Origin of the sequence: Vibrio bathopelagicus (genome assembly GCF_014879975.1) — a bacterium.
Classification (GTDB): Bacteria; Pseudomonadota; Gammaproteobacteria; order Enterobacterales; family Vibrionaceae; genus Vibrio; species Vibrio bathopelagicus.
Map to the genome: position 1 here is coordinate 973,270 of NZ_CP062500.1, position 13,944 is coordinate 987,213.

A 13,944-nucleotide genomic window follows, 5' to 3' on the forward strand; every position below is an offset into this window, starting at 1 on the left:
AGATTCCCGACTCGGTCGTTCCTTCCTCTCGGGAATGACGGCGAGTGGAAGTCGGTAACTGCATTTAGGTTTCGTAGGAGAGCGTATCGGCTCTTTTTACCGTCATCTCCTAAAGCGACGAAGGAGCGTAATAGGAGATCTGCTTGTAATATTGCGCTCAATAAAAAAGGTTGATGCTCTCACATCAACCTTCTGTTTTTTTATCTAGAATTACTAGCCAAGCTCGCAGTCTTTTGGTCGCAGTTGAAACTCATCAATCGAACCAATTTCTACTCCTGCCGATAGCTTCTCTTCTTCGTTATGAGCGTTACCTTGAGCATGCATAATCAATCGATTTGCGGTGCGTGGTTTAAGTTGATTAACCACGAAACGCATCATGTCAGAGCGAGTCAGACCTTTGAGTTCTTCTAATACACGATCCCTCTGATTGAATTCCAAATCCTTATTGCCTATAGCAACCCATAAGCGCTGAGCTCGGCCTCGTAAGGTGGTATCTGGCGTTGAAATCTGATTCCAGAGGCCACGTTTACTGCTGTGCCATTGATAGTCGTTAAGCTCCAACAACACCATGTAAAAGGCATTGAGGAACTCGTCTATAGAGGCCAACAAGTCTGCCGGAGCTGCATTCGGCGATTGCACGTACAACACAATACCAGGGTGGCGGTTGAGTGGCATATTGCCAGTGCCGACCATATAACCTAGCTGCTGCTTGGTTCGGATCTCATGGAAGAAAGTGGCCGACATCAAGTGGTTAGCTAATGAATACAGCGCAATGTTTTTAGGCGAAATATCAGGGCATTGATAATAAACCACGATGGCTGAATCATCTTGATTACACACCACTTCACGTTGGAAGCTGCCGTTCTCACCCAACATGATTAACGGGCGTAATGACTCTTCGTAAGCTTGGTCTTGAACACGTAAGGCATCTTTGAGCGTTTCAGCCATCTTGTGCGCATCGGCTTTTTTCCAATCGCCATATACAAACATTTCGACGTGCAGTTCCGCCAAGATAGCTTGAACAAAAGAAGAGAGCTCATCGACCTCTATCGTTTCTAGCGCTTCAATTAACACAGAATAGGGTGGATTATTAGGCTGTAAAATTCCCGTCATTGCATTAAACAGCTGCGAAATAGGACGGTCTTGCGACGCATTATTCCAGTTTCGGAGCAATTGATGCTTAATCGTTTCGAAGCGTGTTGGACTAAAGTCGCGTGCTTGAAAGCGTTCAAGGATCATATTGAGCAATTGTGGTTGTTTCTCGCTGAATCCAGAAAGTGTGAGCGTTACACCACCTTGATGGGTATACATGTTGTAGCCCATACCGGCGATTTCTGCCTGATAAGTATCCTTTTCAAGCGAGTCTAAGAACATCTCTACACACAAGCGAGTTTTGACGATGTTTCTAGGGCTAGCAACTGAGTGCGGGCTATCGATTGCTATATACACCACACCTTTAGGTACTCGAAATTGATGATCTTGTAGGTGCCACAATTTAAAGCCGTCTAACTCTTCGAGCAGCTGTGGAAATTCAGTTTTCTCTTCAAGCTCTGCAGGGTCTAAGTCATAACAAATAAATGGGTTTCTATCGGGTAATTCAAACTGCCAACCGGGGTTGATGCAGGTAAAACACTGCTGTTGTTCGCTGTTAAACGGTGTGACGGAGTAGGGCGTAAAGTACCACTTCGCTTCTCGGTCGTATTCGAAACCTTGTGCAACGATGGTCGCTCGCATGTTGTCGACGGTTAAGTAAGGAAGCAGAGAGCGTTGTAATTCGTCATCGAAATGCGACATTTTGTAGTCGGCATACACCACATCTTGCTCTTGATAGTGCTGCATGTTGATCACGAGATGGCTAACGACATCAAGTGGTCTTGCTGGCTCTTGAAAGCGGAACGCAGATTCTAAAACCGCACGTTTTTCTAGGTAGCGCCACTCTTCAATGCCTTGTTGTTCAATGAGTTTGATGTACTGGAATACGGCTTGAATGATGTTATCTGTTTTGGTTAAACCTTCGATGGTCAATGAGCAACTGACCGTGAAATCACGATAGTTACTGCCACTTGCGCCACCACCGGCGGAAAGAGAGGTAATCCAACCTTTTTCTTTCAGTTGCATCATTAAGCTGCCGTCACCCTCATAACCTAGTAGGTGTGCAAAGAACGACATTGGCTTAATACCGTAGTGCTCATCCATGCTTGGCATTGGGAAGGTCAAAATTAGCTTTCGTACTTCTTTTATCGGCTCTACGTGTACCTGTACGCCAGTACTTAACTCGCCAACAATTGGAACCGCAACCTTCTTGCCTTGTAGATTATGGTTGGTAATAGAACTGAAGCGTTCCTCAACCCAATTCTGCATATCATCAAGTGACTGGCTTCCAGATAACGTCAGTGTCATCAGGTCGGCGGAATATTGTTGCTGGTGGAACGATAGGATCTCTTGTCGAATCGTCTCGCCATTTCTGTCGCCCAACGTATCGATATTACCGACAGAAAACTTCGAGAATGGGTGATTGTGGTTCACCAGTTCTTTGGTAACTTGGTACAAGCGTCGTGAATCGTCGTTGAGTTTCATTTTGTATTCTGAGTCAACGGCTTGGCGTTCTTTATCTAGAGCTTCTTCATTGAATAAAGGGGCGGTGAAAAATTGGCTAAAACGATCAAGTGCGGTTTCAAACGCATTTAATTCGATGTCAAAAAAGAAGCAGGTGTGTTCAGTTCCGGTCCAAGCATTGTTACTACCACCATGTTGGCTGATAAAACTTTGAAACTCTCCGACCTTTGGATACTTTTCAGTTCCCAAAAATAGCATATGCTCTAAGTAGTGAGCTAACCCCTCTCTGTCAGAAGGGTCATCGAAATGGCCAACATTGACGGCTAACGCAGCTGCTGCTTTTTGAGCATTTTGGTCCTGAACTAACAGTACGCGTAACCCGTTATTTAAGGTTATGTAACGGTATTGATGTTCATCGTTTGGGCTTAAGTGCAAAGGAGCATCTCCAGAGAAGGTGGTTTTTAAATTATGTACCCGATGATTCGGGGTGCAAACCTTGAGATCATATTTTGGGATATGAAGAGCTATTTGGCGATTTCTAAATCACTTTTATCGATTTTTATCAGTGATTTATTTTCTTTTAATAAGATTGTTAAGAAAGTCGAACTCTTTGGCAAGTGACTTGATATAATTATTTATATTGACTGAGGTTTCTCTAGGTTGAGAGCCAAACCTAAGTAGCGTATCGCTGATATATGGGATATATCGACGTTCGGCATGTTACATAGACAGGATTGAACATGAAAATATTCATTATGCGCCATGGTGAAGCAGAACATTTTGCGAACTCGGATGCAGAACGAGCGTTAACTAAGCGCGGTAAAATGGCTTCTCTTGCGGTGGCTCAAGCTGCAAATGAGCAAGGGTTCAGCCAGTTTGATAAAGTGCTAGTTAGCCCATATTTAAGGGCACAAGAAACATGGTTGGAAATCTCTCAGTCGTTTTCTGGAAAGAAAATCGAAACCTGTGATGATATAACGCCATATGGGATGTCTGACGATGTGTTTGATTTGACCTTAGCAATGGCTGAAGTAGAAAAACTAGAGACCATTTTATTTGTTTCTCATTTACCTCTAGTAGGCTACTTAACAGCGGAATTTGCAACGGGCATGGCACCGCCTATGTTCCCAACGTCAGGTTTAGCCTGTATTGAATTCGACCTTGAGACACAAAAGGGCGAGTTGCTTTGGAACATTAATCCGTAGCGATAGACAGTTTTTAAAGATAAATAAAAGGGCTCCTCATGATTATTGAGATGCCCTTTGTTGTTTCTAACGGACTACTTTTACCTAACGATAAGGTGCTGGACTTACTTTTTAGAATAAACAACAAATCGATGGCTATTTATCGGGGATAGAAAGTAAAACCAATAGCGCACCATGACCGCCAAACTCTAACGGTGCTTGGTGAAAGGCCATTACGTCTGGGTGCTGTGCTAACCACAGTGGAACTTTCTGCTTCAAGATGTGCTTGCCGATACCATGTTGAACACAGGCACATGCCACACTTTCTTTAATACAGTGTGCAATCATAGCCCCAAGCTCACGTTTGGCTTCTTGCTGCGTCATGCCATGCATATCGAGATACACGTCGGGTACATAAACCCCACGACGTAGGCGTTTCACTTCGTATTTAGAGACATCATCGCGCGCATAACGTGTTGGTCCTTCCTCGCTAAGGTGCGGAATGAACTCGTCAGAGAAGTAAAACTCGCTATCACTGGCTTGTCTGGCCGTTCGAGTAATTTCTTTTTGCTTGGTATTTCTTTTTGGCTGCTGGACTATGGTATCCTGTTGCAACTTTTTAACGCCCTTTACTGCATCGTTGAATAAGGCGAAATCGTCATCAAAGTCGGTGTCTTTTTTGCTCATCAGGTTATGAATTCTAAATTAGAAACGTAATTAGCAGTATTGTAGCGCTTTTCGGAGACAATTTTGGATAAGATTTTTGTAGAAGAAGCGGTATCAGAACTACACACGCTTCAAGATGTGATTCGTTGGACTGTTAGCCGCTTTAACGCAGCGGGCCTATTTTATGGTCACGGCACTGATAACGCGTGGGATGAGGCGGTACAACTTATTTTACCTACTCTGTATCTACCGATTGATGTTCCTCCGCATGTTTTGAACTCTCGTTTAACAAGCAGTGAGCGTCTACGTATTGTTGAGCGTGTGATCAAGCGTATCAATGATCGTACCCCAACCGCTTACCTAACCAACAAAGCTTGGTTCTGTGGTCTTGAGTTCTTTGTTGATGAGCGCGTTCTTGTGCCTCGTTCTCCAATTGGTGAGTTGATTGAAGCTCAATTCCAACCTTGGTTAACTGAAGAACCTGTTCGTATCATGGATATGTGTACGGGTAGTGGCTGTATTGCGATTGCATGTGCTCATGCTTTCCCTGATGCGGAAGTGGATGCGATTGATATCTCTACAGACGCACTACAAGTTGCAGAGCAGAACGTTCAAGATCACGGCATGGAGCAACAAGTGTTCCCAATCCGCTCAGATCTTTTCCGTGATTTGCCAAAAGAAAAATACAACCTGATCGTATCGAACCCACCTTACGTGGATGAAGAAGATATGAACAGCCTGCCAGATGAGTTCACTCACGAACCAGAACTTGGCCTCGCTGCAGGTACAGACGGACTTAAATTGGTTCGCCGTATCTTGGCAAATGCACCAGACTACCTAACTGATGATGGTATTCTGATCTGTGAAGTTGGCAACTCAATGGTTCACATGATGGATCAGTACCCAGAGCTTCCATTCACTTGGATTGAATTCTCAAACGGTGGTCACGGTGTATTCATGATCACTCGCGAGCAGCTCGTAGCTTGCGCTGACGAGTTCTCTATCTACAAAGATTAGGTTACTGCTCGTTTTAGCTTAGAAAACAAGCTTGAAACTTAAGGTCAGAACCTTGTAAGACGTTCTATTTGAAACGTTTGAATTTAAACGCCATGCAGTGATGCATGGCGTTTTTTATTGCCGAAATTTAAGGGATAAGTAGTCAACACAGAGTGAACACGCTCAATATTGAGTTGCTTAATATGAATAGCTATTACATATTGGTGCTTAATGTTTAGTCGTTTTAGTGAGTTAAGGAGAATTCGCGATGACCTTTGATACATGGATTTATTATTTGTTGGCGGTGTTGATTTTAACTGCCTCGCCAGGGCCAAGTTCTTTGTTGTGCATGACTAAGGGTGTGCAATCTGGCTTTAAGTTATCGATATTTACCGCCCTGGGTAGCGTGACTGCCATTACCGGAATCCTAACGTTATCGTTTACCGGTTTAGGGGTGATTATTGCTTCGTCAGAAGTGGTGTTTACTATCATTAAGTGGACGGGTGCTGCTTACCTTATTTATCTCGGTTGGAAGTCGCTACGGTCGAGTCAGCAAGATTATGACAAGCTATCGAATCAGCAAGCAGGCTCTCAACCTGTTAAAGAAAGTGCTGCACAGCATTATGTCAGTGGCTTTATTGTTGGTGCGAGTAACCCAAAAGCTATCCTGTTTTTTACCGCACTTTTCCCTCAGTTTATTGACCCATCGATAGCGCTATTTCCTCAATTTGTGGTGTTCGCTTTGACCTTCGTTGTCATGGAGTTGTCTTGGTTATTGGTCTACGCCTATCTAGGTGCAAAATCATCAACTTGGTTATTTGCAAAGGGTCGAGCCAAGGTATTTAACCGTGTTACAGGGGGCGTGTTTATTGGTGCAGGAGCGTTACTTTCTACGACAAGCCGAGCATAACTTTTCGATTTATCAAAGGGCTGAATAGTTACAGAAAATTCTTAATGCTGTCATAAAAGGTTAATATTAATATGCTTGCTGCTTTTAGCGAAAAGCCGATATATTGTAGTTACACCATCACGTTCTCAAGGAGAGACATATGCAGCATCAAGAAATGATTCAACACAGTAACTTTGGCGTTATCAGCCGCACTTGGCTTTTCTCTACCCTGTCTCTAGTGGGTATTCTTGCTCTAATGTAGTCAGCTTTATGGCTCTATATTTTTAGTTTTTATTATGAACACACTTGTTAAAAAGTCTTCAAAGTTAGAACTCCTCTTCTTTTAAATGTGGCTCTTCTCATCAGGCTAGCCACTTAACTTTTTCTTAGCTGTACTTTTCCCTCAGTAACCCCTTTATCTCAATAAACTCACTGCATAACCTGATCTGAAGTTGTTATCAAACTGTGATAATCTTAAGTTATCTTTTATCTACAGTGTATCTCTCATGTCTGCCTGGGATTCTATTTCATTTAACAATCGATTTACTGTATTACCTCGACTGTTCTATACCCCAATTCAACCTACACCGCTCAGCAATGTCCAATGGCTCGCATGGAACCATAACCTTGCGAATGAACTCGGCTTTCCGTTATTTGAGGATGCCTCAGAGGAATTGCTTGAGACGTTATCGGGCAATGTTGAACCTGAGCAATTCTTACCCGTAGCAATGAAATACGCAGGCCATCAGTTTGGCTCTTATAACCCTGATTTAGGTGATGGAAGAGGGCTGTTATTAGCTCAAATTGTCGCGAAAAGTGGTGAAACTTTTGACTTACACCTTAAAGGTGCAGGTAAAACGCCATATTCTCGTATGGGCGATGGACGTGCTGTTATTCGATCAACCGTTCGTGAGTACTTATGTAGCGAAGCGATGGCAGGGCTCAATATCCCAACCACTCGCGCGTTGGCGATGATGACCAGCGACACACCCGTATATCGAGAGAAGCAAGAGTGGGGCGCATTGTTGGTGCGTGCTGCTGAGTCACACATCCGTTTCGGTCACTTTGAACATCTGTTTTATACCAATCAATTGGCTGAGCATAAGTTACTGGCTGATAAAGTTATTGAGTGGCATTTCCCTGAATGTCTCGATGAAGAAAAGCCCTACGCTTCAATGTTTAATGAGATTGTTGATCGCACTGCAGAAATGGTCGCATTGTGGCAAGCGAATGGCTTTGCTCACGGAGTAATGAACACCGATAACATGTCGATCATCGGCCAAACCTTCGATTATGGCCCGTTCGCCTTCTTAGATGAATATGATCCAAGATTGATCTGTAATCACTCCGACTACCAAGGTCGTTATGCCTTTAATCAACAGCCTAGAATTGGATTATGGAATTTGTCGGCACTGGCTCATTCTCTTTCGCCACTGGTGGATAAAGCCGATTTAGAGGCAGCGCTAGAGCAGTACGAACCACAAATGAATGGTTATTTTAGCCAGTTGATGCGTCGTAAGTTGGGATTGCTTTCGAAACACGAAGGTGACAGTCGCCTGTTTGAATCGTTGTTCGAACTGATGTTGCAAAATAAAGTCGATTACCCAAGGTTCTTTAGAACGCTGTCTGACCTAGATACCTTGCAGCCGCAAGACGTGATTGACATGGTTATCGACCGCGAGGCCGCAAAGCTATGGCTGGATAACTACTTGCAACGCTGTGAACTGGAAGAGAGTTCAGTGGCAGAGCGCTGTGAAAAAATGAGACAGGTAAACCCTAAATACATCCTCAGAAACTACCTAGCTCAGCTCGCGATAGATAAAGCCGAGCGTGGAGATAGCAGTGATATTGATGCGTTAATGGTGGTGTTGGCAGACCCTTATGCGGAACACCCTGACTACGAATATCTTGCTGCCTTGCCACCTGAGTGGGGCAAAGCCATGGAAATCAGCTGTTCCTCTTAACCTTCTATGATTCTTTGAGTCGCTAAGTACAGGTAGAGGTCACTAAGATGTGATCTTTATCTGTTTGCTCGTCTAACTTTACAAATATGTCAATAATCAAATAATCGGCCAGCCTATACACTATGTGAATAAGTTGTAAATTTAATAGGTTTGGGCGATGCCAACAAATACTCGAATTCTCGTGGTGGATGATGATCAAGAAATCCGCGAGCTGCTGGAAGAGTACCTCACAAAATCTGGTTTCGATGTTTCCTCCGTTGGAGACGGTATCGAACTCGATACCCACCTGCAAAACCAAGGTTATCCTGATCTGATTCTTCTTGATGTGATGCTACCCGGTGACGACGGTTTTACCTTGTGTCAGCGCGTCCGAAAACAATCAAATGTGCCTATCATTATGCTGACTGCGGTATCGGATGAAACCGATCAGATTATCGGCTTAGAAATTGGTGCTGATGATTACATCGCAAAGCCGTTTAGTCCTCGTCAGTTAATGGCGCGTATTAAAGCGTTGTTGCGCCGCGTTCAAGTGGTGGAGGATAAGCCAAGTGATGCATTACCAAAACAGATCATTTTTGGTGATTGGACGCTCGATACGCTAGCACATCGAATCTCTCACAATGAAAATTCAGAAGAGATGGATTTGTCGGGCAGTGACTTTTCTTTGTTGATGTTGTTCTTAACTCGCCCTAACGAAGTTCTTGACCGTGACACCATCTCTTTTGCGACCAGAGGCCGTGAAGCGCTGCCTTTTGAACGTGGCATTGACGTGCAGCTTAGTCGTCTGAGAAGCCGATTGGGCGACAGCGGTAAATATCCTCATTACATCAAAACTATGCGCGGCAACGGCTACATTCTTGCTGTGCCTGTTCAGTATGAACACTAAGAATGACCTACTGTTAATCAAGTAATGCTAATAAAGTATTTCCAATGAAGTATCTCGTATGAACTGGTTGAGCCGGTTAAAGCCAAACTCTTTGGTCGCAAGAACCTTGTTGTTGACCTTGCTAGCGGTGGTGATCGCTCAAGGTATCGCAACGTCTATTTGGTATAGCGAATCCAAAAACAAAGAACTGGAGGGGATTCGTTCTGCCTCTTCGAGCATGGCGAATATGTTTGCCTCGACGGTGACTTTCTTCCAGTCTCTGCCCGTTAAATATCGTCATATCGTGCTGGATCAAATTCGAAATATGGGCGGTACGCGTTTCTTTGTTTCTTTCAATAAAGAGGCGCTGATTGTTGAGCCGATCCCTGACACTCGCTTAAAAAACGCCTCAATTGAGGCCATAGAAAGTGTTTTGAGTAGCAAACTTAATAAAGTGGAATCGGTTCGGGTAGATTTCTCACGTCCAGAACACCTTCGTTTGCTTAAAAATGACATCTACTTGAGCGATCTCCCGCGATCATGGGCTCATCACACGTTAACCTTAGAGCCTCTTAATCCACCTATTCTTGTTGTTCAAATAGAATTAACCAGTCATGAATGGGTGTACATTGCGGCATTGTTGCCAGCGCCATATGTGAAACTCGACGATACGATTCTTGGCAGAGAGCAGGTGATCTTCTTAGTTTCTTCAACGCTCATTCTACTGGTGCTGACTTACTTGATGATTCGTCGCCAAGTGCGACCTCTCAAAAAACTGGCTAGAGCGGCCAATGAAATGAGCATGGATATTCAGCAGCCCCAATTGAAAGAAGAAGGAGCGACTGAACTGGTCACGGCAACCCGAGCCTTTAATCGCATGCAGCAGCGGATTCGTCGTTATGTTGCCGACCGAGAGCATTTGTTCTCGGCTATTTCTCATGACTTGAAGACACCAATCACCCGCCTTAGGTTGCGTGTAGAATTACTGGAAAGTGAAGTAAAGAAAGACAAATTCAACAAAGATCTTGATGAGCTTGAGATGATGGTGAAAGGCGCATTACAAGCGGTAAGAGACACAGACCTTCATGAAAACAATGCCATTATCGATCTCAACGAGATGATGCTCTCCGTGATTGAATTGCACAACCAATACCAAACTCAGGTCGAGTTTGAACCTGCTGTGATTGAGCCTTTGGTTGCCAAACCTTTGGCGATTAAACGCGTGCTCACCAATCTTATCGATAATGCTGTGAAATACGGAAAGTCAGCTGAGGTAGATATCAGCAGTGACTCAGTGTGGGTCATTGTGACGATTCAGGATCACGGCAAAGGTATCCCTGAAGATAAGTTAGAGTTGGTTTTTGAACCCTACTTTAGGCTAGCAACCGACGACCAAGGACACGGTTTAGGGCTCGGGATTTGTCGAAATATTCTGCATGGACATGGCGGAGATCTCATTATTCGTAACTCCTCTCAAGGTGGCTTAGAAGCCAAAGTCTATATACCAAGAGGCCTAGAAGTGTAATGTAACAATTGTGTTACATAGGACTTACCTTTTGTTTCAATCTTATAAATCAGAATAAGTAGACTCTTTATTGAACCGGACGTCGAGTCCGCTAAAACATGGAAGATAATAATGAAAATCAATAAAACCCTACTTACTCTATCTCTTCTTGCTGCCTCAACATTTTCTCAAGCTGGTGAAGTGGAAGTTCTTCACTGGTGGACTGCCGGTGGCGAAGCGAAATCCGCAGCGGTACTGAAAGAGATGATTGAAGAACAAGGCCATACATGGAAAGACTTTGCAGTGGCTGGTGGCGGCGGTGAAAGTGCGATGACCGTTTTAAAAACGCGAGCAGTATCAGGCAACCCACCATCTGCAGCGCAGATCAAAGGTCATGATATTCAGGAGTGGGGTGGTTTAGGTTTTCTAACGTCTCTCGATGCAACTGCGAAACAAGAACAGTGGGATGAACTACTACCAGAAGTAGTGACTAAAGTGATGAAGTGGGATGGCGAATATGTGGCGGTTCCTGTCAACGTTCACCGTGTTAACTGGCTTTGGGCTAACCCTGTTGTTTTAGAAAAATCAGGCGTTACGGTTCCAACTACGTTAGATGAGTTCTTTGTTGCTGCAGACAAGATTAAAGCGGCTGGCTTTATTCCACTGGCTCACGGTGGTCAACCTTGGCAAGACGCAACAGTATTCGAAGCTGTGGCTCTCGACGTACTGGGCAGTGAAGATTACAACAAAGCGTTTGTTGATCTTGATATGGACGTATTATCTGGCGATAAAATGGTGGAAGTGTTCACCAAATTCAAAAAGATGCGTGACTACATCGACAGCAACTCACCAGGCCGAGATTGGAACGTAGCAACCTCAATGGTTATCAATGGTGAAGCCGCGATGCAGATCATGGGTGATTGGGCAAAAGGTGAATTTACTGCAGCAGGTAAAGTACCAGGTAAAGACTACATTTGTGCACCAGCACCGGGTACTGACGGTCAGTTCACCTTCAACATCGATAGCTTTGCGTTCTTTGAGTTGAGTGACAAAGAGAACCAGAAAGCGCAACAAGACTTAGCGAAAACCATTCTTACTAAAGACTTCCAAGAAGTCTTCAACCTTAACAAAGGTTCTATCCCTGTACGTCTAGATATGGACATGTCTAAATTCGACCAATGTGCGTTGGATTCAATGGCAACCTTCAAAGCCAGTGCTGAATCTGGCGATCTTGTTCCGAGTATGGCTCACGGCCTAGCGACGACAAGCTACGCTCAAGGCGCTATCTATGACGTAGTGACTAACTTCTTCAATGAGAAAGATGCCGATCCGAAACAAGCGGCAGCTAAGTTAGCAAAAGCAGTGAAAGCGGCTATCTAATCTAACTTGGTCTAACACCAAACCCCCAGGGTGGGTAGGCTCGTAGGGAGCCTATCTACTCTTCATTCCCAATTCTGATATGCGTGATGCTGATGTGGTGCCGAGAGGTAAGCCATTGGCTCGATTGTGCAACAAGGATAAGTTATGGAGCATGTTTTGACTGAGTCGACTCCAAAACCCACAAGGAGCCAGCCTGCGCCAAAACCAAGTTTTGCTGACAGGTTGCAACATTGGTTACCTAAAATTGTATTGGCGCCCACCGCGTTAGTGACCGTGGTTTGTATCTATGGTTACATTTTTTGGACGGCAGCGTTGTCGTTCACCAACTCTCGATTTCTGCCGAGCTTTAACTTCGTTGGTTTAACCCAATATGAAAAGCTGATGGACAATGACCGTTGGATTACCTCGATCACCAACCTCGGTGTGTTTGGTTTTCTATTCATGGCGATTGCTATCTTATTAGGTGTTGGTTTAGCGGTGCTGCTTGACCAGAATATCCGCCAAGAAGGCGCGATTCGTACTATCTATTTATACCCAATGGCGTTGTCATTCATCGTGACGGGTACCGCTTGGAAATGGATTCTTAATCCAGGTCTTGGCATTGAAAAACTGATGCAAGATTGGGGCTTTACTGACTTCAAATTCGATTGGTTAGTCGATTCCGAAATGTCAGTGTATACCTTGGTTATTGCGGCACTTTGGCAGTCTTCTGGATTCGTAATGGCGATGTTCTTAGCAGGGCTACGCGGTATTGATTCATCAATCATCAAAGCGGCACAAATTGATGGAGCAAGCTTACCCACTATCTATCTCAAAATCATTTTACCTTGCTTGCGCCCTGTAGTTTTCAGTGCGGTAATCATCACCTCACACATTGCGATTAAGAGCTTCGACCTTGTGACCGCAATGACAGCGGGTGGCCCCGGCTATTCATCGGATTTGCCTGCGCTGTTCATGTACGCACACTCCTTTACTCGTGGACAAATTGGCCTTGGTGCTGCCAGTGCCATGATGATGCTTGCCGGTATCTTAGCGATTCTCGTGCCTTATCTTTACTCTGAACTTAGGGAGAAAAAGTCATGATGAATAACATCAACTTTGCTCGAATCTTTATTTATTCAGCACTGCTTTTCTTCTGCTTAGTTTATTTAATGCCGTTGTTTGTTATGGCTCTGACGTCATTCAAAACTCTGCCTGATATCAAGGGGGGTAATTTGATGAGTTTGCCGAAAGAGTGGGTGTTCGATGCTTGGTATAAAGCGTGGGATACCGCCTGTACTGGCGTGAAATGTGAAGGCATCAAAGGCTACTTCTGGAACTCGTTCCAAATGGTGATTCCTGCGGTTGCAATTTCAACATTGCTCGGTGCATTCAATGGTTATGTTGTGACGAAATGGCAATTCAGAGGTTCAAACCTGTTCTTTAGCTTGTTGTTATTCGGCTGCTTCATTCCATTCCAAGTAGTGCTGCTACCAATGGCAACCATGCTCGGCAAGATGGGGCTAGCAAACACAACCATCGGTTTGGTTATTGTGCACGTTATCTACGGCATGGCGTTTACCACACTGTTTTTCCGTAACTTCTATATCTCGATACCTGATGAATTGATCAAAGCGGCAAAGCTCGATGGTGCTGGCTTCTTTACGATTTTCTTCAAGATATTATTGCCGATCTCTACACCGATCATCATGGTGACGGTGATCTGGCAGTTCACCGCTATCTGGAATGATTTCTTGTTCGGGGTGGTGTACTCAGGTTCAGAAACTCAGCCGATCACCGTGGCATTAAACAACTTGGTGAACACCAGTACTGGCGTAAAAGAATACAACGTCGACATGGCTGCTGCGATCATCGCCGCACTGCCAACATTGCTGGTTTATGTCTTCGCAGGAAAATATTTTGTTCGTGGCCTAACGGCAGGATCAGTAAAAGGATAATTA

General features: G+C 44.3%; 11 protein-coding genes. 9 read left to right on the forward strand and 2 right to left on the reverse strand.

Translation table 11 applies throughout. The features are described from left to right. Nucleotides 1-213: 213 nt before the first annotated feature. On the reverse strand, nt 214-2,991 hold the full coding sequence (locus IHV80_RS04460) for an insulinase family protein (protein WP_192890182.1): 2,778 nt from the start codon (nt 2,989-2,991) through the stop codon (nt 214-216). 305 nt (nt 2,992-3,296) lie between these two features. Between IHV80_RS04460 and sixA the strand changes: the two genes are divergently transcribed. Further along, entirely contained in the window at nt 3,297-3,761 is a 465-nt protein-coding gene (gene sixA / locus IHV80_RS04465; RefSeq protein WP_192890183.1) for a phosphohistidine phosphatase SixA, read from the forward strand. Nucleotides 3,762-3,896: 135 nt separating this feature from the next. Here the strand turns inward: sixA and smrB are convergent, their stop codons facing one another. After that, nucleotides 3,897-4,427 carry an endonuclease SmrB gene (gene smrB / locus IHV80_RS04470; protein ID WP_076671161.1) on the reverse strand — a complete coding sequence of 177 codons (531 nt, stop codon included), beginning with the start codon at nt 4,425-4,427 and terminating at the stop codon, nt 3,897-3,899. A gap of 63 nt (nt 4,428-4,490) precedes the next feature. Between smrB and prmB the strand changes: the two genes are divergently transcribed. The 8 genes from prmB to IHV80_RS04510 all read left to right on the forward strand — a co-directional run bounded on the left by prmB (nt 4,491) and on the right by IHV80_RS04510 (nt 13,941). Beyond that, nucleotides 4,491-5,423 (forward strand): 50S ribosomal protein L3 N(5)-glutamine methyltransferase, encoded by a 933-nt coding sequence (prmB, locus tag IHV80_RS04475; RefSeq protein ID WP_017104863.1) that lies wholly within the window; start codon nt 4,491-4,493, stop codon nt 5,421-5,423. 247 nt (nt 5,424-5,670) lie between these two features. Then, nucleotides 5,671-6,312: a LysE family translocator gene (locus IHV80_RS04480; protein ID WP_192890184.1), complete on the forward strand. Its 642-nt coding sequence runs from the start codon at nt 5,671-5,673 to the stop codon at nt 6,310-6,312. A gap of 485 nt (nt 6,313-6,797) precedes the next feature. Beyond that, nucleotides 6,798-8,255 carry a protein adenylyltransferase SelO gene (locus IHV80_RS04485; RefSeq protein WP_192890185.1) on the forward strand — a complete coding sequence of 486 codons (1,458 nt, stop codon included), beginning with the start codon at nt 6,798-6,800 and terminating at the stop codon, nt 8,253-8,255. 157 nt (nt 8,256-8,412) lie between these two features. Next, nucleotides 8,413-9,141 carry a response regulator gene (locus IHV80_RS04490; protein WP_192890186.1) on the forward strand — a complete coding sequence of 243 codons (729 nt, stop codon included), beginning with the start codon at nt 8,413-8,415 and terminating at the stop codon, nt 9,139-9,141. A gap of 58 nt (nt 9,142-9,199) precedes the next feature. Next, the gene (locus IHV80_RS04495; RefSeq protein ID WP_192890187.1) at nt 9,200-10,645 is read left to right on the forward strand and encodes an ATP-binding protein; all 1,446 of its coding nucleotides are present in this window, start codon (nt 9,200-9,202) and stop codon (nt 10,643-10,645) included. A gap of 111 nt (nt 10,646-10,756) precedes the next feature. After that, complete coding sequence (locus IHV80_RS04500; protein ID WP_004736057.1) at nt 10,757-12,004, forward strand: ABC transporter substrate-binding protein; 1,248 nt, start codon at nt 10,757-10,759, stop codon at nt 12,002-12,004. Between the two features lie 144 nt (nt 12,005-12,148). Continuing rightward, nucleotides 12,149-13,087, forward strand: a complete 939-nt coding sequence (locus IHV80_RS04505; RefSeq protein ID WP_009848503.1) for a carbohydrate ABC transporter permease — start codon at nt 12,149-12,151, stop codon at nt 13,085-13,087. Next, a complete protein-coding gene (locus tag IHV80_RS04510; RefSeq protein WP_192890188.1) occupies nt 13,084-13,941 on the forward strand; it encodes a carbohydrate ABC transporter permease in 858 nt (285 codons plus the stop codon). Before IHV80_RS04505 ends, IHV80_RS04510 begins: the two co-directional genes overlap by 4 nt. Nucleotides 13,942-13,944 lie beyond the last annotated feature (3 nt).